The organism is Companilactobacillus zhachilii, assembly GCF_003606365.2.
Lineage (GTDB): Bacteria > Bacillota > Bacilli > Lactobacillales > Lactobacillaceae > Companilactobacillus > Companilactobacillus zhachilii.
Genome location: NZ_CP031933.2, coordinates 239,230 through 263,145, shown reverse-complemented (window position 1 = coordinate 263,145; position 23,916 = coordinate 239,230). Strand labels below are relative to the sequence as shown.

The 23,916-nt window shown below is 33.8% G+C and carries 20 protein-coding genes and 1 other annotated feature; of the genes, 4 read left to right on the top strand and 16 right to left on the bottom strand.

From position 1 onward, the window contains the following. Positions 1-8: 8 nt before the first annotated feature. The 4 genes from D1B17_RS01175 to D1B17_RS01160 all read right to left on the bottom strand — a co-directional run bounded on the left by D1B17_RS01175 (position 9) and on the right by D1B17_RS01160 (position 3,965). Positions 9-839, bottom strand: coding sequence for a PTS system mannose/fructose/sorbose family transporter subunit IID (locus tag D1B17_RS01175; protein WP_120143624.1), 831 nt, complete (start codon positions 837-839; stop codon positions 9-11). Next, positions 832-1,635 carry a PTS mannose/fructose/sorbose/N-acetylgalactosamine transporter subunit IIC gene (locus tag D1B17_RS01170; protein ID WP_120143626.1) on the bottom strand — a complete coding sequence of 268 codons (804 nt, stop codon included), beginning with the start codon at positions 1,633-1,635 and terminating at the stop codon, positions 832-834. Before D1B17_RS01170 ends, D1B17_RS01175 begins: the two co-directional genes overlap by 8 nt. A 1-nt stretch (position 1,636) precedes the next feature. Continuing rightward, positions 1,637-2,131 (bottom strand): PTS sugar transporter subunit IIB, encoded by a 495-nt coding sequence (locus D1B17_RS01165; protein ID WP_120143628.1) that lies wholly within the window; start codon positions 2,129-2,131, stop codon positions 1,637-1,639. A gap of 418 nt (positions 2,132-2,549) precedes the next feature. Further along, a complete protein-coding gene (locus D1B17_RS01160; RefSeq protein WP_120143631.1) occupies positions 2,550-3,965 on the bottom strand; it encodes an aminotransferase-like domain-containing protein in 1,416 nt (471 codons plus the stop codon). A 125-nt stretch (positions 3,966-4,090) separates the two neighbouring features. Between D1B17_RS01160 and D1B17_RS01155 the strand changes: the two genes are divergently transcribed. Continuing rightward, positions 4,091-4,708, top strand: coding sequence for a LysE/ArgO family amino acid transporter (locus D1B17_RS01155; protein ID WP_120143633.1), 618 nt, complete (start codon positions 4,091-4,093; stop codon positions 4,706-4,708). Positions 4,709-4,733: 25 nt separating this feature from the next. On the opposite strand, the gene D1B17_RS01150 is transcribed toward D1B17_RS01155, so the two are convergent. Then, complete coding sequence (locus D1B17_RS01150; RefSeq protein WP_120143635.1) at positions 4,734-6,419, bottom strand: glycosyltransferase family protein; 1,686 nt, start codon at positions 6,417-6,419, stop codon at positions 4,734-4,736. A 239-nt stretch (positions 6,420-6,658) separates the two neighbouring features. Beyond that, positions 6,659-6,908 (top strand) — a binding site (T-box leader). 95 nt (positions 6,909-7,003) lie between these two features. Between D1B17_RS01150 and asnA the strand changes: the two genes are divergently transcribed. Together asnA and D1B17_RS01140 are read left to right on the top strand one after the other, a co-directional pair. Continuing rightward, positions 7,004-8,011, top strand: coding sequence for an aspartate--ammonia ligase (gene asnA / locus D1B17_RS01145; protein WP_120143637.1), 1,008 nt, complete (start codon positions 7,004-7,006; stop codon positions 8,009-8,011). Between the two features lie 279 nt (positions 8,012-8,290). Continuing rightward, entirely contained in the window at positions 8,291-9,424 is a 1,134-nt protein-coding gene (locus tag D1B17_RS01140) for a restriction endonuclease subunit S (protein WP_166806588.1), read from the top strand. Between the two features lie 30 nt (positions 9,425-9,454). Here the strand turns inward: D1B17_RS01140 and D1B17_RS01135 are convergent, their stop codons facing one another. From D1B17_RS01135 to D1B17_RS01100, 8 genes are all read right to left on the bottom strand, one after another. Next, a complete protein-coding gene (locus D1B17_RS01135) occupies positions 9,455-10,381 on the bottom strand; it encodes a site-specific integrase (protein WP_120143641.1) in 927 nt (308 codons plus the stop codon). Positions 10,382-10,462: 81 nt separating this feature from the next. Then, positions 10,463-11,686: a restriction endonuclease subunit S gene (locus D1B17_RS01130; RefSeq protein WP_120143643.1), complete on the bottom strand. Its 1,224-nt coding sequence runs from the start codon at positions 11,684-11,686 to the stop codon at positions 10,463-10,465. After that, positions 11,679-13,328: a type I restriction-modification system subunit M gene (locus tag D1B17_RS01125; protein WP_120143646.1), complete on the bottom strand. Its 1,650-nt coding sequence runs from the start codon at positions 13,326-13,328 to the stop codon at positions 11,679-11,681. The genes D1B17_RS01130 and D1B17_RS01125 overlap by 8 nt, the downstream gene beginning before the upstream one ends. A gap of 8 nt (positions 13,329-13,336) precedes the next feature. Then, entirely contained in the window at positions 13,337-16,420 is a 3,084-nt protein-coding gene (locus tag D1B17_RS01120; protein WP_120143648.1) for a type I restriction endonuclease subunit R, read from the bottom strand. Positions 16,421-16,639: 219 nt separating this feature from the next. Further along, the gene (locus D1B17_RS01115) at positions 16,640-17,917 is read right to left on the bottom strand and encodes a Fic family protein (protein ID WP_120143651.1); all 1,278 of its coding nucleotides are present in this window, start codon (positions 17,915-17,917) and stop codon (positions 16,640-16,642) included. 343 nt (positions 17,918-18,260) lie between these two features. Further along, entirely contained in the window at positions 18,261-19,010 is a 750-nt protein-coding gene (locus tag D1B17_RS01110; RefSeq protein ID WP_120143653.1) for a LiaF transmembrane domain-containing protein, read from the bottom strand. Then, the gene (locus tag D1B17_RS01105; RefSeq protein WP_120143655.1) at positions 19,000-19,464 is read right to left on the bottom strand and encodes a LytTR family DNA-binding domain-containing protein; all 465 of its coding nucleotides are present in this window, start codon (positions 19,462-19,464) and stop codon (positions 19,000-19,002) included. Before D1B17_RS01105 ends, D1B17_RS01110 begins: the two co-directional genes overlap by 11 nt. Positions 19,465-19,728: 264 nt before the next feature. Next, the gene (locus D1B17_RS01100; protein ID WP_120143657.1) at positions 19,729-20,100 is read right to left on the bottom strand and encodes a hypothetical protein; all 372 of its coding nucleotides are present in this window, start codon (positions 20,098-20,100) and stop codon (positions 19,729-19,731) included. 147 nt (positions 20,101-20,247) lie between these two features. Between D1B17_RS01100 and D1B17_RS01095 the strand changes: the two genes are divergently transcribed. Continuing rightward, the gene (locus D1B17_RS01095) at positions 20,248-20,946 is read left to right on the top strand and encodes a Bax inhibitor-1/YccA family protein (protein ID WP_120143660.1); all 699 of its coding nucleotides are present in this window, start codon (positions 20,248-20,250) and stop codon (positions 20,944-20,946) included. Between the two features lie 229 nt (positions 20,947-21,175). Here the strand turns inward: D1B17_RS01095 and D1B17_RS01090 are convergent, their stop codons facing one another. The 3 genes from D1B17_RS01090 to D1B17_RS01080 are packed head-to-tail and all read right to left on the bottom strand — an operon-like array spanning position 21,176 to position 23,699. Then, positions 21,176-22,111 carry a metal ABC transporter solute-binding protein, Zn/Mn family gene (locus tag D1B17_RS01090; protein ID WP_120143662.1) on the bottom strand — a complete coding sequence of 312 codons (936 nt, stop codon included), beginning with the start codon at positions 22,109-22,111 and terminating at the stop codon, positions 21,176-21,178. Then, the gene (locus D1B17_RS01085; protein WP_120143664.1) at positions 22,108-22,959 is read right to left on the bottom strand and encodes a metal ABC transporter permease; all 852 of its coding nucleotides are present in this window, start codon (positions 22,957-22,959) and stop codon (positions 22,108-22,110) included. The genes D1B17_RS01090 and D1B17_RS01085 overlap by 4 nt, the downstream gene beginning before the upstream one ends. Further along, complete coding sequence (locus tag D1B17_RS01080) at positions 22,959-23,699, bottom strand: metal ABC transporter ATP-binding protein (protein WP_120143666.1); 741 nt, start codon at positions 23,697-23,699, stop codon at positions 22,959-22,961. Before D1B17_RS01080 ends, D1B17_RS01085 begins: the two co-directional genes overlap by 1 nt. Between the last annotated feature and the right edge of the window lie 217 nt (positions 23,700-23,916).

Below are 23,916 nucleotides of genomic sequence, written 5' to 3'. Positions count from 1 at the left end.
TTACATACCTATTTAGCAATACCTAAAATTCCAGTGAATGAACCTGCTAAACAAATAACAATGATTAATAAAATAATTTTTGTAGGTGTCCATGACTTACGACCTAGTAGCCAATAAACTAAAGCAGCCAGACAAACAGGTAATAATCCTGGCATAATTTTGTCGAACACTTCTGTTTGAAGCGATAGTGAAACTTTACCAGTTTGAAATTTCAATGGTGTATAAACCTTTACTACTGTGGAAACTAGTGAACCGACTACCATTAATCCCATAGTTGAAATTGCATCCGTAAAGACATTAATTTTGGCACCTAGAGAAGTAACTAACTTAGTACCTGATGTGTACCCTAAATTAAAGAGCCACATTTTAACCCAATACAATCCAATGTATATAGCCATCCAAATAATCGCACCAATAGGATTCCCTTGAAGAGCCATATAACCAGCAATTGAACCCATAATAGTTGGGAAAAGAATCCAAAATAACGAATCTCCAACACCGGATAATGGTCCCATCAATGATGTTTTCAATGATTGAACGGCATCTTTAGACTTGATTCCATCCTTCTCTTCCATTGCTAAAGTAGCACCTAAGATTACATTACCCATTTGAGGGGTAGCATTAAAATATTTATAGTGATTATCCATTGCTGCAATATATTCATCATCGTTTGGATAAATTTTTCTTAAAGCCTTGCGCATTGAAAATGCTACAGCTGGTGCCTGTTGTGATTCAAAATTATATCCTAATCCAGCAAAGAAGATCCAACGACGAAACATATTTTTACGTTCTTTAATTGTCAATTTATTGTTTGTTTCTGTCTGTGTATTGTTACTCATCAAAATCGTCTCCTTCGTCATCTTGGACATCATTTTCTGTAGCAGCAACTGATTGTTGTGTCAGCTTCTCAGCGTTATGTCTGTAAATAGCATAAGCTGCTGCTCCACCAATAAGGGCAATACCCAAAACTGGAATTTTAACGTATGCTGCAGCCACGAATCCTAAAATCAAATATGTTAGATACTTCTTAACCGGCATGTAACGTAATAACATACCAATACCAACAACTGGTAACATTCCTCCGGCAATGGTTAATCCATTTGTAAACCAAGTTGGAATAATATGTAGCACAGCCTTAACGATGGGAGTACCAAACAAGACAACCAGTGTAATAGGAATTACATATTTAAGCATCCAACAGAAAACTGTTAGATAAAAAACCAAATCCATTTTTTCAAATTTCTTCTCATGTAATAATCTTTGTGACCAATGTGCGAAAAAATTATTAATAATTTTCATAATGACATCAAATTGTAGTGTTAACATTCCAACTGGCAAACCTACAGCAATTGCAGTACCAGTACTTGCACCTGTTCTAATTGCTAGAAACACACCTACAATCGTAGCAACACCGTACTCAGGAATCGAAGAACCACCAATGGCTGCAACACCAAGAGACATCAATTGCAATGTACCACCGATAACTAACCCTACACTGACATCCCCCATAATCAATCCAACGAGCATACCAATAATAACTGGCCAATTACCTGTAACTTGATTACCTGTACCATTATCCCAAGCCATATATGCGGCTAAAAGGATTACTAAAACATTTTGTAGAAAGACTGGCATACTAATTCTCTCCCTTCTTCTTTAAAACATCTGTAAGTGAAACTTTGTCATCGTCATCTGGAGTATATTCAAAGAATACAGGGATACCCTTTTCTGCAATTGCCTTTAAAACTTCAACTTCTTCTTTATTCAATGCAACACGCTTCGTATATGGTACCCGATTATCTTCTTCAAATAGTGCCCCAACATTAACTTCGGGAATATCAACGCCACCATTAATCAAATCCAAAATGGTGCTTGGTTCTTTAGCAATAATAAATACTGTATGCGAATCATATTTACCAGCTTTAAAATTATTGATAGCTTTTTCAGTATTAATAATGGACATCCCCGTTCCGGCGGGTTTACTCATCCTCATGCTAGCTTTAACCATTTCATTTTGACTAACTTCGTCATCAACAACCATGAAACGTTTTGGATGTAGTTCACGATTCCATTGATTTACCGTAATTCCATGAATCAAACGTTGATCTATTCTAGCTAATACTACAGACATATTTAAATTCCTCCTAAGAATTTTAAAACGTTTTAAGTTATTTTGGTATACTCCAATATAATTGCGTAATAACTATGTTTCATTAACTTGAAACGTTTCATGTTTTGAACAAAATCATTATATAATGATTACCTCAAAATGTAAACGCTTTTATTAATAATAAAAAAAACTATAGAATAAAATTTTCATCCTATAGTTTCTATAACCCAAATAATAATTTTCCATCAGGGGAAGAACCAATTATAAAGCATCTAATATTTTTCTTTTTATTTTTTTCTTCTACAAAATCATTTAAAAACATATCTATTCAGTTATTATTCGATTCCTTATTCAAGGATACTATATGATCTAATTAAGTAAAACATTCTATAATACTTGAACTATTTTGGAATTGACATCAGCAAATCATTCATAGACTTCAAAATTCCTCACAAGTAACATAAGCAAATGATAATCTTAATGACCGATTATGTTTAAAATCATAAATATCACCAGGATTCAAAAGAATTCCTTTATCAAGAGCTTTTTCAAACAAACCATCAACTTCAACGTCTTCATTGAAGGTCAACCAAATATAAAAACCTCCAATCGGAATATCCCAAACAGCGATATCCTCGAAATATTTACCCAATGTTGCCAATGCATTATCTCGTCGTTTCTTTAAAACTTGCTTCAGATTGGCTAAATATTGACCATATTTACCACTTTTCAAAAATTCCGCAAACACTAACTGTGACAACGAACTTGCCCCGTAATCCATTTGCATTTTAGCATCGCCCAGTCGTTGAATAACTGGTTCGGATGCAATTACCCAACCGATTCTCAATCCAGGTGCTAAGGTTTTCGAAGCACTACCTAAGTACATCACCATTCCATTTTCATCAATAGCTTTCAATGGCACAGCTATTTCGTCATCAAAACACAGTTCTTGATACGCTCCATCTTCAATAATCGGCAAACGATTTTTAATACAAAAATTCATTAATTCTTTACGACGTATGTTACTCATCGTAATTCCTGTTGGATTTTGATTGGTCGGAATAGTGTATAAAATCGACGATTCATCAAAATGCAACTGCTTCTCAATTTGCCAATACTCCAAACCATCATGATCCATGGGTATACCTTTTAAGTTCAATCCCGCTGATTGAAACATTTGAAGTGACTTCAAATATGTCGGTGCCTCTGTAAAAACAGTACTTCCGTCTTTCAACATACATGATGCAATTAACTGCAATCCTTGCAATGCTCCTGAGGTTATTAAAATATTTTTGGTTGAAACATTGATTCCAAACTGTCGCATATGTTCAACAATGGCTTGGCGCAACTCCATGATTCCCAATGGTTCGGCATATCCTAACGAAGTTATTTCAACACTCATTTTTTGCAAAACCTCTGTCCACATTTTTTGTGGAAATAATCTCGGATCCAACTCCCCCGTTCCCAATCGAACAATATCAGGTGCAAATTCTAGACGATTAATTTGCTGCATACGACGATTATTCTCTTGTAAGGAGCCAGATGAAATCAATTTCTTCCAACTTGGTTTGGTTGGTAGCATCAGAGCCCAGGTATTACTAACAATTTGAGTCCCAGCGCCAGACTTACCGGCAATGATTCCATATGAGGTTAATTCATCAATTGCAGTAGAAATAGTACTCCGATTGACTGAAAATGATTCTGCTAAAGCCCGTTGTGATGGTAATCTTGAACCGATTGGCCATTCACCATTAGCGACTTTATCACAAATATATTGAACAATTTGCCGATAAACTGGGATAGAAATTTGCTTATTGGGTTTCCAAGCAATTTGGATTGGGCGCACTCGTTTCATAGCTATCTCCTTTTTGGCTGGGTAAAAAGTATATTTTTGGTTGGTTACATTTTATCCCGATACCAATATAATCAGTGTTGTAGTCAATATATAACATATTATTTGGTTGGTAAAGGGGACTAATCATGAACTTCTTTTTACAAGGGTTAACAATGGGAATTGCTTATGATGCTCCAATTGGTTTGGCAAATCTTTTTGTCATCAATGCGGCATTAACACAAACACGTCGTAAATCATTTTTAACAACATTAATTATCATTATTTTTGACATATCACTCGCCTTCGCTTGCTTTTTTGGTATCGGTGCAGTTATGAAAAAATTTGAGTGGCTGCAATTAGCAATTTTACTAATAGGTAGTTTGATCGTCATCTATATGGGAATTAATCTCTTGCGCGCTCAAACAACTGATATTAGCGCTGAAGCAAATCCAGAAATGACACTTTTTAAAACTATAACTTCGGCTTTTGTTGTAATTTGGTTCAATCCACAAGCTATTATTGACGGATCAATGATGCTGGGAGCATTTCAAGTTACTTTACCTGATTATAGCTATCCAATTTTTATTGCCGGAGTGGGAATTGCCTCGGCGCTTTGGTTTATTGTTTTGAACGCCGTTGTCCACAAATTCAAAGATAAATTTAACGCTAAAGTTTTGCGGATCATTAACTTGGTTTGTGGCGTAATTATTATTTTGTACGGCGGAAAATTATTATTTAATTTTGTTACTTTATTAATGCACTAAAAAAGAAGCCTAATTGGCTTCTTTTTTATATATCCAATTCTTTAATCATCAATAAACGACGTCTCAAGAAAACATCAACTACAATAACCAAAAATCCAACAATCGTTAAGCAGGCCAAACCGGCATATAATTTTTTACTACCATAAGAAATAACAATTCGATTATGTCGGTTACTTTGTTTAACCTTGAATTCAATCGTTCCCCTAGTACTAGTCCAAAATGGAACTGGTTTTCCATTAACTGAAACTCTCGTCAATCGATAACGGATCACTGGCAAATTGACGTCGTCCCCTTGCCGAAGATTTTTAACATCTATAACCCCAGTATCACGATTATCTCGAGGAATAGCTGTCACAATTTTATTATTAACATACATCTGATGTTCCGTAACTGAAGACAAATAATTCAAAGTTTCTTTCGGAACGTATTGATTCAAATAGGAATCTGGAATCCGGTCCTCTTTGATCATTGAACTATCAATCATGCCTTTAGGATCAGAAATCAGCGAATTAGTTGTTGCCATTTTGAAAGAGCCAAACCAAATCCCAAACATCAAAACTCCACACAACGAAGCAACTAACCATTGACGTTCTGAATCATCATTCTGCACCACTGTTTTAATTATCAGTGAACCACTAACTGCCGCAAATAATGTCGCAAAAATCAACAATCGATACGGATACTGAATTACACTGATCGGCGTATTTTGCAGAATATGCCAAGGAAATAAATTCGTCGAAATCAAGAAAATCAATAACCCCGCTGAATATATTTGCTTATTTATTCGATTAAATTTTCTGAAGTAAAATATACCCGCAATTAAGATAACTAAAATTACTAATCCAGGATTATACAAATTTCCTTCAACAAACCGACTGGCATTGCTTTGCAAAGTAACTTTCAGAAATTTGGCTAATTCCAAGCCTTTCAAAATTTGTGGATCTGGTTTAGGAAATTTTTGAAATAATTCTTCTAAAATAAACGGTCCTGTATATAATGACGTCAACAAAATTGTTGTTATAACAGCTTTAACTACTGCCGCCGCATGTTTTTTAAATGGCTTGATTCTCATAAAATTAATCAATAAGAAAACGATGAAAATCAAAATAGTCATAAAAGTTGTCAAAACATGTGTTAAAACAATAGCACTAAAGCCTAAGGCGAATAAATACCACTTATGATAATTTCTAAAAAATGTTTCATAAAAGCCTAAGAAACAAAGCGGCAAAAAGATTGTCGCAATGTACTCTGCTAAGGCTGCCCGACTCAATAAATCAATCAATCGATATGTACTAAAATTATAAATTAAGGTAAAAATCACAGCTTGAAAATGTGAACCTGAAAATTCATACATCGAATAGTGGCTAATTAACAATGACACCAAGAAATAAAAGAAAAGCGCCATATAAAATGCCGAAATCGGATTGCTATTAAATAAAGAAACAATTCCAAACGGCAGCAAGGTTATCCATGGATAAAAAATATTAACCGCATAACCTATTTCACCAAAATTAATGGTTGAAATAGATGGAAACAGTCCTTCTTTTAGCAATTTACTAATCCCTTGAATCCGTTGAAACTGATAGTAAACATCATCACCGTACCAAATACTTTTATTTTGAAAAACAAAATACATAATACTAGCAATAATCAAATATCCTAAAAGAATAATCAAAAATTTAGACCTACGGGTCAAACTAATTCTTTTCATAATACCCCCAATTACGACTTAAAAATATAACATGCTTATATTATACCTTGATAAAAACAGAAAATTAATCTTCTATTTTTACTTAGCCTATGCGAATGCTCCTTTTTTGTAATATTTTACTGTTCCGAAATAAACTTATTTCTACATTAAAGGCAATCTAATAAATCATATAAAAATTAATAAAATCCAAATTTTATTATTTACATTTTTTAAAAACATGCTAATATAAGTGTCACAAGATAAAAACGACGAGAAAGAGGAGTAAGATTTTCCACACTAACAGTGAGTTGGGAATGGTGAGAACCCAATTAGTAAATGGATTATCCGAATAACACTTTCTTATGTTTCTGGCTAAAATGAGCAATCAAAGTAAGTTCAGACGTTAACCGGTACGTTACCAGCGGTGGAGCATGTTAGTGCTCTTATTGAGGTGGTCTATTTTTATATAGACAACTTGGGTGGTACCGCGAAAAGTCTTTCGTCCCAGTTATTATTAAGTTAATAACTGGAATGAAAGACTTTTTTTATTTTGCATTTATTCAATTAAAAACGATCGATTGATCGAAATCATGGAGGAAATTATTATGGATTTGATTATACCTAAGGACTATGATCCAAAACTATCAGTGAAAGAAACACAAAAAGCTATCCAATACATTCGTGAAACATTTCAAGATGAATTTGGTAAAGAATTAAATTTATCACGTCTATCAGCACCAATGATGGTCGAAAAAGGTACTGGATTGAACGATAACCTTAATGGTGTCGAATCCCCTGTTTCCTTTACTATGAAAGGTATTCCTGGTGAAACAATCGAAATCGTTCACTCATTGGCTAAATGGAAACGTCTAGCTTTGAAACGTTATCATTTTGGCATGCATGAAGGTATTTATACTAACATGAACGCTATCAGAAAAGATGAAGATCTTGATAACATTCACTCAATTTACGTCGACCAATGGGATTGGGAAAAAATCATTGCTAAAGATGAACGTACAACTGCAACTTTGGAAAGTACAGTTCGTCAAATTTTCAAAGTTATCAAACATATGGAACACGAAGTTTGGTACAAATTCCCTAAGGCTGTCCACCACTTACCAGACGAAATTCACTTTGTAACAACACAAGAACTCGAAGACCGTTGGCCTGACAAGACACCTAAGGAACGTGAAGATGCTATTTGTAAAGAATTAGGCTGTGTCTTCTTAATGCAAATCGGTGGACCAATGAAGAGTGGCAAACGTCATGATGGCCGTGCCCCTGATTACGATGACTGGAAACTAAACGGTGATATCTTATTCTGGTACGAACCTCTACAAAAGGCTTTGGAAATCTCAAGTATGGGTATCCGTGTTAGTGAAGAATCAATGAGAGAACAATTGAAGATGGCTCATGCCGAAGATCGTGCTTCATTGCCATTCCATAAAATGTTACTAGCTGGCGAACTACCATATACAATCGGTGGTGGTATCGGACAATCACGTCTATGTATGTTATTGCTCGGTAAAGCTCACGTTGGTGAAGTGCAAGCTGCTGTTTGGCCTGAAGATTTACGTAAGAAATGTGATGAAAATGGCATTCACTTGCTATAAAAATTGTTGATTCTTCCCTCTACATATAAAAAATGGCCCTATACTCTGTTCGTTCAGAATATAAGGCCATTTTTTAATATCATTTTATAAGGAAATCAATACAATCTAACAGAAATACCTTCGATAGCGAAATAATATATGTACTCAGAAACACAATATTCTTCGTTAAATAATAATAGGTTCCTATCAATAAAATATCATTTTTTATTGATTATATTTATCCTGAACCTACAGGGTTTTATCACTTACATCGATTGGGAACTGCGTAAGTTAGGAGAAGTGGCTAAAATTGTAGGGGGAGGTACTCCAAGTACAAAAGTTTCTAATTACTGGGATGGAGAGATTGATTGGTATACACCATCAGAAATAGGCGACAGAACTTACTTAAAACAAAGTGAAAAGAAAATTACAAGTAGTGGTTTAGATAATAGTTCTGCTCAATTACTTCCCGTTGGAACAGTATTATTTACTTCTCGTGCCGGTATAGGAAAAACTGCAATTTTAAAAAAAACTAGTACAACTAATCAGGGATTTCAATCAATAGTACCAAACTTAAAATTACTCAAAAGTTACTATATTTTTTCTCTCACCTCAAAGTTAAAAAAATATGGCGAGATTAACGGTGCTGGATCAACCTTTATAGAAGTTTCTGGTAAACAAATGGCAAAAATGGACCTTATGTTACCATCTTTAAAGGAACAGGATGATATTAGTGATCTATTGAAAACAGCGGATAAAATAATTATTTTAAGCAGAAAAAAATTAACGATGTACGAAAGTTTAAAAAAGTATTTATTACAGAATCTTTTCCCCTCAGATGGGGAAAAGATTCCTAATGTGAGATTTGCTGATTTTAGTGGAGATTGGGAACAGCATAAGTTAGGTAAGATAACTAATATTTTTGATGGAACACATCAAACACCTTCTTACACCAAAGAGGGTGTAATGTTTTTATCTGTAGAAGATATAAGAACATTGCATTCTAAAAAATTTATATCCGAAATGGATTTTAAAAAAGACTTTAAAATAAGTCCAAAGGCTAGTGATATTTTAATGACACGTATCGGAGATGTTGGTACTACAAATGTCGTTAACTATAATGGAAATATTGCTTATTATGTAAGTTTGGCTTTATTGCAAAAAAAAGATACTGATTCTTTATTTTTAAATTATTGTATATCTAGTCCAGCCGTTCAAAGAGAAATTTGGAAGCGAACGTTACAGGTCGCCTTTCCTAGAAAGATAAATAAGAATGAAATAAAAAAAATACCAATAAATATATCCAAAAAGGAAGAACAAATTAAAATCGGAAAAATATTTAGTAAAATAGATTTTTGTTTATATACTGCAAAAAAGCAACTATCGTTGTACAAAAATATGAAAAAATATTATACGCAAAAATTGTTAGTTTAATTTTTTCATAAAAACTAAGTTCTAAATTTATTACATCAATTTAGACATTTGAAACATTATTTTTTCGTTATCCTGCGTCTGTAATTCCTGAATAATATGTAAATACGTACTTTGAGTAGTAGTTATATTAGCATGTCCCAATCTCTGAGCAACACTAGCAATCGACACACCAGCAAACAAGAGCAAGGATGCATGAGTATGTCTGAGTCCATGAACCGTAATTATTGGAATATTAGCATTCTTACAAAGAACTTCAAGTCGTTTATTAACAGTTGAATTAAAAATACGTTGATTTACAAAAATTGGTTTATCTACTGGTGTGTTACTTATCATTTTCGAAAATTGCATTGCCAACTGCCAATCAATTTGGACTTTTCTAATTGATGATGAATTTTTTGTTGGTTGAAATCCGCCAGTTGTGGAACGGTAGTTCCAAGTTTTATTAATATTTAATAATTGTTTAGTAAAATCAAAATCTTTAGGTGTCAGAGCAAGAGCTTCTGCAAACCTTAATCCAGTTTTTGCCACTAGTAAGATGTACCAATCCCAATTGATTTCTGAATCTAGATTGAGATGCTTAATAAGCTGCTGTAATTCATATTCGTTCAAAAATTTTGGCTTTTTCTCAGCAGGTTTTTTACCTTTGATGATTATTTTTCGTGTAGGATTTTGTTCAATTAATCCTTCATCAATGGCATCTAGAATAGCGCTCTTTATCTGATGATGAAAGTCTTTCGTGGTTTGTTTCTCATGTTCTAAGGCATAGTCATTAATCAGTTCTTGGTAACTTCGTCTTGTTAAATCACATAGCCTTAGATTTGGAGCCAATTTTATGATCCATTTCAAACTCATATAATACTTGTTCAAAGTAATAGTTCTAATTGCGTTAACCTTATATAAATTAATCCATTCTTCATAATATTCATGAAATAATTGTGTTGATTTGATTTTGGACATGAAAAAACCTCCGAATAATTTTTTGACATTTGTTGTCAAAATCATTATCCGGAAGTTTTTTTATTTATGCATGGTTAAATGCTAAATAAATAATTTTTGGAGATAGTATCTTTTTATTTCTTCCAAAAATGCTAATCTATCCCTTTGAATATTTATAAGGTCATCTAGTTTTTTTAAAAAAGTACCAACTTTTTTCTGTTCCGTATAATTAGAAGTTCTTATTTTTTGTTTTAAGAAGTCTCTAGAAACCAAATTATTCATCATTGTTGCTTTAGTTGTCACGCGTCTTAAAATATTTCCCATTATATTTTCATTATTTATTAGGTATTTCCAAAAGTACAAATCATAATTTTCTTTAGGACGGAAAACGTCAAATACGTGAGATACAATTCCATTTCCTATGTCATTTTCAACAAAACGCCCATAAGAAAAGTTTTTATTTTTATGTCCTTCATAAGCAATGTCACCCTCACGAAATACATTATAAGTTTTCATGTATTTATCGGTAGAATTAATGCTTTGCTCGGATTTATAGTACATGTTTGCGACTGATATTATTTTACTACTACTAAAGGACAAGTCATTTTTTTCTGTCGTCTTTTCATACAGTTCTGAAAACTTATGCTGTTCCCAATCTCCACTAAAATCAGCAAATCTCACATTAGGAATCTTTTCCCCATCTGAGGGGAAAAGATTTTGTAATAAATACTTTTTTAAACTTTCGTACAGATTCAGTTTTTTTTGATATAGTCCTATCAGTAAATCTAATTTTTCAGTAATACTACCTACTTTATTTTGTTCATTCATTTCAGTTGGTGCATAGAGGTGGAATTGGGAATATTCTTTTGCATTTATACCTGGTTGTCCCGATCTTTGAGATGTTATTTGAACAAAGTTATTATATTTTTCAGTAAGAGTATTCTGAAAAACAAACTGTTCGTTATACACTTCTTTCGTTCTCATTCGGATCAAGAAACCTGCAAAAAATACTATACCGTCTGATTTTTTATACAAGTAAGTTTTCCCGACACTTGCACCAGTTCTTGCAAAAAGGATGTCCCCCTGTTTCAACAAATAATCCTGACTGTCCTCTAACTTAACGTTTGGTGACATTAAGTTATCAATAATTAATTTATGACTGTTATCATCAATATCTGTAATTCTCAAGTATTTATTTACACCGTCATAAGGAATAGAACTTGCATTTAGACCGTACATGAAGCTTTTTGCCATATCATTTAATGAATGCTGTTCCCAATCATCAGTAAACCCTTTAAACCGCACTTCAGGTACACGTTTATCCATTATGATTCACCTCATCATTCAACATTGAAATAAAATCATTGAGATCATTCATCGTTTTCTCATCCGAAGAAGTGAGTTCTTTCATCATTGAAAGCAACTCCTTTTTATTTTCTTCAATTTTTTTATTATTTTCTTTTATTTCTTTTGTTATTTCTCCAAGGTCAATTTCTGGTTCAGGTTCGAAGGTATCAACATATCTTGGAATATTTAAATTATAATCATTTTCTTCAATTTCTTTGAAATCGGCAACATGAGCATACTTATCAACATCTTTACGTTCATTGTAAGTATCCATAATTTTATCAATATCTTCTGCTCGAAGAATGTTTTGATTCTTCCCTTTTTCAAAGTTATTACTTGCATCAATGAATAAAACATCTTTGTTAGTTTTATTTTTCTTTAATACCATAACAACCGTTGGGATTCCAGTTGAATAGAACAAGCCAGCTGGCAAACCAATAATCGCATCAATTTGATTTTTGTCTAAAAGCGCTCGACGGATTTTTTCTTCTTTAGCACCTCGGAACAAAACTCCGTGAGGTAAAACGATTGCCATTGTCCCTTTTGAACTCAAATGATACAAACCATGTAATAAGAAAGCATAGTCAGCCTTCGTTTTAGGTGCTAATCCACCGTAATCTTTAAAACGTGGATCTTTCATTTTATTATCATTGTTATCCCAATGAGCTGAATATGGAGGATTTGCCACGACCATATCAAAACTTCTTGGGTGATCAACACCTTGAGCATCAATACCGTCTGGCCAGTCGCTCTCCAAAGTATCAGCATTACGCAAATCCATGTTCATGTAAGAAACATCATGCATCATCAAATTCATTCGTGCCAAGTTATATGTTGTCGTATTCAACTCTTGACCATAATAAAATAACCGACGATTCTTGATTTGTTCTTGAACAGTTAATAACAGTGAACCAGATCCACATGCAAAATCATAAACACTTGGTTTATCTTCTTTAGGATCTAATCCTTGAGTCACTAATTTTGCTAAAACTTCTGATACTTGGTGAGGTGTATAAAACTCCCCAGCTTTTTTACCAGAATTACCTGCAAATTGAGCAATTAAATATTCATAAATATCACCCAAAATATCGTGGCCATCATCATCTTTATACTCAACTTCATCAACCAAGTTGACGATTTCGGTTAAAGCTTTAGCACGTGCAGCAGTTGTTTGACCTAAACGGGAATTCCCCAAGTTCATATCTGCAAACACACCGTGGAAATCTTGCTTAGCATTCGTATTCAAATCAACGTTATGATTAAAATCATCCAACATATCTTGAAAATCAGATGGTGCAATAGAATTGTTATTAACTTTATCAACAATAGTCTGCCATGTATATTGTGGTGCAATGGCATATCCTAATGAATCAGCCAATTCTTCCAAATAATCACTTAAATCATCCCCACCAGCTTGTTCAGCATATGCATCGTTCACACTTTGACCATCAGCAATATCTAGCAAATCGTTTTGAACCATTCGCTCTTCTTGATGTTCTGACAAGTAACGATAAAACATAAATCCCAGAATATAGTTTCTATATTCACTGGCATCCATATTGCTACGAAGACGGTTGGCCATCTCCCAAATTTGACTAGTAATCTCTTGCGCTTTACTCATAATTTCTCCTAGTACTTCTCTACCATTTGATCAGCAAATTCTTTAAAACTTCTTCTCAAATGAGTTCTATATTTAATTTTTGATAATTTCTTAACTCTTGATGACTCGGCATCTGTTGTATAAACGGTTGTTCCTTCTTTAACAATTTCATCTAGGACACCGTTAATATTTAAATCATCGGCATTTTTAATGTGGCTTAGGACAATCTTATTTACAGTCTGGGAAGAATCAATATCTGCTAACCCCCAATCTTTTTTATAATCAAAAATCTCATTTCTCAATCGCATATCGTTATGAGTGGATACTAAATTTTTAATATCTTTTTGATTAACCGGATAATTATTAAATGATACGTTTCCGTTTAAAACATCTTTAGTGAATTGATTGATTTGACCTGCATATTTACGGTTATCAACCTTATCAGAAATATTTTTAATTTCGGTAGCTGTTTTATTAGCCGAGTCTAAGTCAGCATCATGATACTGATTCATCAAGTCAGCAATTAGTTCTTCAAGGTAATCGTAATTCACTTTAATCGCTTTCACATGCTCCATCTGTAAATCAACTTGCGAAACATCGACATGATCTATGAGGGCTATTCTTTGTTTAACTTCATTTTTAATAGTTGTTGTCAAAACCTCTTCTTTATCAATTGACATCCCCAACTCACCTAATAACTTGTCGGGATGTTCTTCATCATAACTAACATCTTGTTTAATCATCGACATAAGATGATTATACTTTCGTAAACTAGAGTACATTTCTTTAACCTTATTATCATCATCAGGAACTCTAGTAAAGTTACTTGAATAGTCTGCCAATTGCTTAACTGTTTTCTTTAATTCTTTCTTTGTTTCTTCAACAGGAGGAACAAATACATCTGCCGGAGGTTCAGGATCTCCTGCCCCTTGGGCAGAATCTCGATTGGCATACATGGCTAAAGCTTTCTTCATTAATATTTCAGTATGATGTGGCCAACGATAATTAACAATCCGTCCGAACGGTTTAGTCTGCATATCGTAAACACGATTGGTTCTGGAATATGCTTGAATTAGGGCTGCTCCTTGTAATGTTCTATCAACGTACAACGTATTCAGCTGCGGAGCATTAAAGCCCGTCAATAATTGATCAACAACAATGACAATATCAAAATACTTACCATCATCAATTGTTCGATTCAATCTTGAGACGACTTGAGCTGTATATTCCTTAACCTGAGTATCATCAAAGCTAGTACCAAACTCTTCATTGTAGTCATTCATAATTTTACGTAAGGATCCATTATTTTCCCGCTGTTTATCACTATTTGATGTATCTTGACTAAATGTAATACCCACTCGCAACGGATTTTCCAAATCAGCATTTTGTTTTTTAAATTCATCGTAATATGCCATTGCCATAGGTGTTGATGCTTTTCCACCACCTACATGAGTCGTAAACAAGGCATTATACTCACCATTACGGGAACGCTTATTCCAGTTCTTAATAATATCTTTAACTACCAATTCAATATGTTTAGGATTATTGTCGTAAACAGACGGTTCCACAGTATCGTCCATATCTTCATCGGCCATATTATCAATACGCATATCAATATCTTGTTCAGACATTGACGGATAGCGAGACTTGAAATAAGCAGGAAGATATTGATCCTTTAAAACCGAATCAGATAAAGTTGTTTCAAAATCTACTTTAAATCCTAAAACATTTTTATCTGCAATTGCATCCCTAATTGTATAAGCATGAATCAAATCCCCAAAAACCTGTTTAGTGGTTGGATAGGTGTCGAAAACAGGTGTACCAGTATAGCCAATCCAAGCTGATTTTCTAAAGCCATCCTTGATTCGTTGTAACATTTCTCCCGAGGTTGAACGATGAGCCTCATCGACGATAAACACAATGTTTTTATTAACTGGTTTAAAATTATTAGTTCTAACTATCGAATCCATCTTTTGGGTAGATGTAACAATAATTCCATTACCTTTTTTATTAAGTTTTCTTTCCAAAACCCAACGGTTACTTGTATCAGTTACAACTCCACCATTACTTTCCTCAGTATTTTCAGGATCATACGCTTTATATTCGTCAACCGTCTGATTCGTCAATGCAACACGATCCACCAAGAAGACTACTTTATCCACATTAGGTAATCTTGAAGCTAACCATGCAGCCTTAAAAGAACTAATTGTTTTACCAGAACCAGTTGTATGCCAAACATATCCTACGCCCTGATCATCAATTCCAAAGGTATGCTGTCTAATTTTTCTGATGACTCTTTGAGTCGCATAAACTTGATAAGGACGCATTACCTTAATCATTTGATGTTTTGGGGTTCCGTCCAAGATCATATAATTTGTTGCCATTTGATGTGACATTGGAATGGATAACATGTTATTAGCAAACTCTCGCCAGTCAAATACCGGTTTGTTATCATCAGCCTTTTGCCAACGAAAGGCAAAATCGGTATTAAATTTATCTGCAGTTGAATTTGCCATGTAGCGACTATCGTGTGGTGTGATTGCTACTAATATTTGTAGTGTTGAAAAGATATCTGAATACTGATTCTCTTCGATATACTGATGCATCTGATTCAAAGCCTCTTTAGCATCATGTCCATCAGCCTTTTCTTCTATTTGAATAATTGGCAATCCATTAATCAATAACGTCGTATCAAATCTTCGAGCTTTTCTCCCCGGAATAACAGCTGGCCTTTCAATCTGATTTACAATTTGATAGATTGTGTCTCCGGCTCCAATATTATCTTGATCAAAAATTTTCAAATACACATGTTTACCATTATCTAAATCAACTTCTACTTGTGAAATACCGTTCATGCCATATAAGAATTGACCAGCTTGGTATGGAGTCTCCAGCTGTCCAATGATAACTTTTATTTGTTTAAATTCCGCATCAGACAATTTACCATCCAACCGATCTTGGTTATGCTGTTCAACGATATTTTTGAAATTTTCCCATAGATCTTCAGTAGTCTTTATCTCCGGCAAATAATCCCATTGTTTTGTTCCACCTAGGTTGACCAAATAATCAATCAAATTATTTTCAAAAGCCAATTCATTAGTTTCCAAACTCATGATATTCCCCCGAATAACTGTGAATTAAACTAAACACAAATTTATAGATATTTGTCATTTAGTTATTGTAAATTAATCTTTACATTCTTTACTTATTCTATCAGATAAAAAGACAACAAATTAACGTAATTTAACTGCATAACAAATTAAATAGGCAAGTTATCCCTCAGAGAAATAACTTGCCTATTAATTACTATTCATAAATATTTTCTAAAAAATTTAATATATATCACCAAAAAGCTTTTCCAAATCTATTTCATGCTGCAAAGGTTTTTGCCCAACCTTAACTAAAACTCCAGAATCTTCATATTTCTTTATAATCTCTCTGATTTTAACTTTTTTATATAATCTGGTATCTCGCTTATACAACATATTAATTAACGGGGTATCCTTCACTCCTAAGGAACTATCAACATTGAATAATTTAGATTCTATGAAAACAAATAATAAATTGAATTCCAAATCATTATTAGTATCATTAACATTTAATATTTCCTTTAATTCGACAAAATATTTGTTGAGTAAATCTAATAGTTCATTTAACTTCTCCAAAACCGAATTTTGACCTTCTAAAATTATTTCCATCATTTTTTGAATGAAAAATGTAAGTTCGGCTTTATTCTCATATAATTCTGCATCTTTAAAAATTTTATAATACTTGGCCTGATTACTATGAATTGAACTGGATATCGAGAGTGCAGTATATGGATCTAATTTTTTACTCAAATATTGAGATAATAAATACCTTCCCATGCGACCATTTCCATCCATAAAAGGATGGGTGTTTTCAAACATAAAATGTGTTACTAATGACTTCTCAACTGGGGGAATATCTTCATTATTCATAAAATCAATCAGTGACATCAATTTATCTTTAATGGTTTTCTCATTTACAGGAGGCCTATGAACTGTTTCAATATCTGTTCCAATTCTGACGGGCTTATCCCTAAAGTATTCTCCATCTGGTAATTTTCCCTCTTCAATTTCGCCATCAGTCAATTTATCATAAATATCTCTAATCTTTTGGAAATTTTCAATTTTAATTTCTGGTTCACCAAGAATATCAATATACTTCTTTACCGTAGATACTAATCTTTTTTTATCAGTCTTATTATTATTCTGTAATTCATCAACCACAGTACCAATTTCTCTTCTTTCAGTCTTAACTCCTTCTATTTCATTACTAAATTGAATTTCATTAGTAAGTAGTGAGTTAGTGTAACTTTCCTTAGCAATACCTGGTAAGGACGAACCTATATTTTCAATTAGACTGGAATTCTTTCTGATTTCAGCATTTAAACGTACCATACTCCTAGTTTCAACAAAGAATATAGGATAATCATCATATTGCTTTTTACTTTTATCAGTAAGTATGGGAAAAAGATTCGTCTGGAACGATGAATAACCACTTAGTCTCTTCTTATACTCTTCTATCACATCAATAGAGTCATCGGTACTACTCATATACTTTAAAGTGGACAAAGGTTTCATTTCCATAGCTTACTTACCTCCAAAATTTATTTAATTAGTCCAAACTCACTTTATACTTCAATACTTCTTCACTTTAATAAAATACGATAATCATTTGGATCTCCTATTTCATTATTTTAAGCAAATAATGAAATAGAGTCCAATTTTATACAGTCTATTTTATTATTTTGTCAAAATACTAAAATAGATTCACATTTTATACATCCTATTTCATCATTTTAAGCAAATATCAAAATAGGATTCGGTTTTATACACCCCATTTCATTATTCAAACCAATATTAATAATTCGGAAAAAGCAAAACACCGTCAATGATAATTCATCAACGATGTTTTATGGACTCAAAATATCTAAACGTAATTAATCTTCAAATTGCCTAACGAAACCAGTCCAACAACAGTAACATTGGGGCTATCCGCATCTGATATGGGATTACCAACTTCAGAAATAGCTCCCATATTATTATCCAACTCCTTCACAACATTCCAATTCCGAGGGACAAATAATTCAACTCCACCAAGTGACACATTGACATTAATCGTAGCAGTATCATGGACTTTCACATTATCAAAATAAACTTTGGCATCCCCCATGGAAACGTCGATATTAGCTGAATTAAAATCATCCGATTTAACATAACGAATACTGGTACCCATTTTTACATATACATTTACATCTGGATCATCAACAGTCTTCACATCTGGATCGGCCGTGTAATCCATTTTAACAAAAGGGCCATGGTGTCCTTTTGTATAACCTTTCCGATAATTTATCCAAGGACGATGTTTAGCAATCAATGGTCGAAAAATCATCGACAAGCCAATTGATACCAACAATGCTGCACCCAAAAGTGTCCACGGAACAATCGCCGTAATTCCCAATGGTTCAGCATATAAAATTGCCAAAAATGCTAGAGAGAATACCGTTCCTGGTATCGAAAAATAGACGGCACTCTTAATCAAAACAGCTACTAGAAAAATAGTTGCGACCATCGTCCAGAAACTAAATGAATAAGTAATCAAATGTAATTGACTAATAACTAGTATGGCAGCACTTAATAGTAGAAAAATGCCCCAGAAAATTCCATTTCTATTTCTCATGTTTAAAACTCCTTTGCTTCAATCTTTCTTTCAATTCTTTCAAAAATCGGCGCGACACATAAATTTGCTTATATGAATCACGAAATTGGACTAAATTACCTGTAACTGAACGTGATAATGACAAAATTTCATCAATATTCAAAATTGACGATTTAGAAACTCGTAAAAAATTATCGGGTAAATTTTCTTCCAATTCGTACAACCGATAATGTATGAGAAAGGCATTGGTGGTCGTGTGAGCATAGACATTACGATCATTCGTTTCAAAAAATAAAATGTCCTTTAGCGCCAATGAATAAACCGTTTCACCCAAGTAGCCATTCAGGTGATTAAATTTTTCTTCAACGTCTTTTAAAGAATCTAAAATTTGTTGCACTTCATCATCTTTTTGTGCCGCATTAATCACAATTTCTTTTTCCCGATATTCAGATGAAAGATTCAATTTAATCTTCACATCGACTCACCCCCTTTCGTTAAATGTATTACACCACATCAGATTACAAGTGTATAGCGATTTTGCCTAAGTGGTCGGTTTAGAAAACTAAGTGGCAAAAAAAGAGTGGAACAAAACATGGTCAGCTTTCGAGCATTAAGGCAAGTGGCTCCAGTAATCCGATTTTGGATTGCTGGAGCCACTTGTTTTAAGCGGAAAAAGCTATGTTTTATCCCACGTTTATGCTGCATATCTAAAGACGATATTAGTTTTGTCCCAAATTTTTTAATCCCAATTTCCAAATGAATATTCAATCATCTCGTCATTACCACAGCGTGGACATTGCCAAAATTTATCCTGTTTCAAAAATTTCAGTCTTGTCTTACCCGCCGAACCTTTCGCAAAATTCACTCGTTCCAAGACACTTTGACAATATGGACAATGATACTCTGGTTCAAAATCGCCAACTTGAAAATAAAATTTATCAAACAAGTAAAAATCTTCCGGACAAGCATACAAACTATGGCCATAATTTTCTTCAATCGTTGCCCCATTTTTTACTAATTCTAAAGCTTGTTGTGTAATTTTTTCATCACCAACTAGCTCCGGTAACAACGGCTCATCACCTTCAAAAATATTTTCAACTGAATACAACATACCGATACCTTACAATGCATCAATTTCATAACCGCACTTACTACAACGTAAATCATGTCTTTGTCCCATAGTACTTCCTTTCTTATATCTGATAAAAATGTTATTCTATTGTACAATTATTATAGTTAATAGTTGAGGAGGAATTACATGCAATCTGTAGATAAAGTAAGATCTGCTGGTTTGGCAAAATTCACATCCCTCGTTTATCTTTACACGGGATTGGGTATTGCTCTTTGGACCATCAGCGCACAAGTAATCGCTAATAACCAAGCTCTATCAATGGCGATTTTCCAAGGAATGGCACAACATCGTATCATTTCAATGATTTTGATGATTGGTATCCCATTTGCTTTCATTAGTTTATGTAGTCGTTTAGCAACCAAGTCATATTTCTTAACATTCTTGAGTTACATCGGATTTATCGTCACACTATCTGTTATCGGTGTGCCGGTCTTCTATCTCTACTCAGCTAGAAGTATTGTTCAAACATTATCAGTCACAGCGGGTGCTTTCGTTGTTTCAGCTGTAATTGGTTTTACTACTAAAAAAGACTTAACATCATGGAACAGAACCTTGTTCACTGCTTTAATTGCGGTTATCGTTGTTGAACTACTAAACGGACTTATCTTCCATAGTTCAGCTATGATGATGATCATCAGTGCCGTTATTATCGTTTTGTTCTTGTTCTATATTGCTTACGATTCGCAAAACATCAAACGTGTTTACCAAAACTTTTCTGATTCAGAAAGCTTAGGTGCCATCGCACTTGTTGCTTCAGTTAGCTTGGTACTTGATTTCATTAACTTGTTCATGAGTATCATTCAAATCTTTGGTAATAATAATTAATCTTTCTACCCAAATAACCATAAGAAATCTATCAATTTTAAAGATAGTTCTTATGGTTATTTTTGTAGAATCCAAATTCTTGCACTATCTCAAATAAGGTAGTATTATAATCAGTTCACGGAAGAAATCGGAAAATATCAGTCCTCAATTGCTATGTTTTCGGTTTTTTCGTGAGTAGAAATCGAAAAAATTTCCCCGTAGTCTAAGAAAAAGACTGCGGGGAAATTTTTTATTTCAAGCCATTATAAATGTGATCAATATTCCATTTCATCATTGAATAATAAGTATCGCCATCGGTACCCTTTTTAGCTAATGAGTCAGTAAAAATTTTCGAATAAATTTCTAAGCCCGATTCTTTAGCCACTTTATCCATTGATTTTGATGAAACTGACGATTCAACGAAAAGATGTTTAACATCTGAATCTTTAATCTTGCTCAAGACAGCCTTCATTTGTTCAGGCGTTCCTTGTGCTTCGGTATTAATTTCCCAAATATAAGCTGGTGTCACATGGTAAGCCTCGGAGAAATACTTGAAGGCTCCCTCAGATGTAACCAACAAACGTTGTTTCTCGGGTATTTGTAAATACTTCGATTGTGCCTGTTGATGTAATTTTTCCAACTTAGCAATGTAATTATCAGCATTATCTTGATAAAAACTCGCATTCTTAGGATCTTTTTGTTTCAATACATTGGCGATTGTTCGAACATACTTAATTCCGTTTTCCAAGTCTAGCCAAGCATGAGGATCTTCTTCATCCTTATTTGTGGTTAAATGCTTCGCTTCAACATCTTCACTAGCGGAGAAAACTTCTCGGCCAAATTTCTTATGAGAAGTTTGAACCAGCTTAGTGAACCAACCATTTCCACCAGTTTCCAAATTCAAACCATTGTGGAAAATCACATCAGCATCTGCAGAAGCTGACACATCAGTTGGTTGTGGTTCGTATTCATGCGGATCAGTTCCACGTTTAACAATACTATAAAGTTCAATCCTGTCTTGTCCGACATTATGAACCATGTCTTCTAGGATTGAATTAGTTGTCACAACTTGAATTTTTTCGTTATTGGCAATTGATTCATTACTGTTATCCCGATGATGTAAGAAGAAATAAACTCCACTGATCATCGTTATCACACCAACAAGTGTTATCAAAAAGCGTTTCATTTAGCCACACTCCTTTTCAACTTAAAGAAGTTTTGTTTTGGTGATGCCACAAAAGAAATGGCAAACAACATGGCAGCGACAATAACAATTGCGGGACCAGATGCCCAGTTGAATGTGTAACTAAAGTACAAGCCAGTGATTGAAGAAACAACTCCAACGACTGCCGATAATACTAACATAACGTTTAATTTGTCAGTCCATAGGAAAGCTGTGGCGGCAGGTGTTATCAGCATCGCCACTACCAAAATGATTCCGACAGTTTGAAGTGCTGAAACAGTAACTAAAGTTAATACTAGCATCAAAGCATAGTGAATAATTTGGACATTGAGGCCATAAGTTTTAGCGTAAGTTTCGTCAAATGATGTTACTAATAATTCTTTGTAGAAAGTTACGACGAATAAAATAACTAATCCTAAGACAACGGCTGTTGTCATAATATCTGAGTCACTAACAGCCAAAATATTTCCAAACAAAATATGATGTAGGTTAGTTGAACTTTCAGCCATAGATATCAAAATGAATCCTAAAGCATAAAAAGCACTGAAGACGACACCTATCGAAGTATCCGTCTTAATCTTACTGCGGGAAGCTACGAAACCAATCAACAAGGCTGCCAATACTCCAAAGACAGAGGCACCTATCAAAATATTGATTCCCAGCATATAGGCCACAGCCACCCCTGGCAAAACAGCATGCGAGATGGCATCTCCCATCAAGGACATTCCACGTAAAATAATGAAACTACCAATGATACCAGACATAATTCCGACCATCACAGCAGTTAAGAGCGCACTTTGAAGGAAATCATACTTTCCTAACGCATGAATAAATTCAATCATTGATGTCATCACTGCACACCTTCCTTTTCCTGAAACAATACCGAAGAAAGATCTGCACTAAAGGCACTTTCAATGTTCTTAGGATTGTAAACTTCCTGAGCTGGTCCATAATCAACAATTCCATGATTCAAAACTACTAAATCATCGAAATATTTGGTAACTTTGTTCAAATCGTGGTGAATAACAATAATCGTTTTATTTTCGTCGCGCCATTGCTTCAAAATTTGCATAATGGCAGTTTCACTTTGTAAGTCGATTCCAACAAACGGTTCATCCAAAATAATAATTTCAGCCTGTTGAACGATTGCTCGAGCTACGAAAACTCGTTGCAATTGTCCACCTGACAGATTACCAATTTGACGTTTCTTGAAATCTGATAACGAAACTTGTTCCAAAGCATCTAAACTAGCTTGTTTTTCAACTTTGCCAGGACTCTTAAATAAGCCTAATTTTCCATAAGTTCCAGTTAAAACGACGTCTAAAACATCAATTGGAAAAGTTAAATCTAAATCTTTTCTTTGTTCAACGTAAGCAATCTTCTTTTGAACTGACTTCATCGACTGACCATTGTAGTCGACACTTCCTTGGCGTGCCTTGATCAAATTTAAAATAGCTTTGATCAGGGTTGATTTACCTGCACCATTCGGTCCAATGATTCCAGTGATCTTACCAGCGTTAAAATTAACGGCAACATCAGAAAATACTGGTGTGTCATCGTAAGCGACAGTGAGGTTTTTTACAGTTAACATAAAAAGCCTCCATTCTTTTAGCGGATTTCCGCTCTTATGTCAGAGTATCATATATTACATGGTGATTTCAATAACAAAGTTAGGTTAGCTTAATTATATTTTTAAAATAGTATTAAAATAAAAAGTACAATAAAAAAAGAGTTTGAGACAAAACTATTGTCGTCTTTAAACATGCAGCATAAACGTGGAACAAAACATAGCTTTTTCCGCTTAAAAC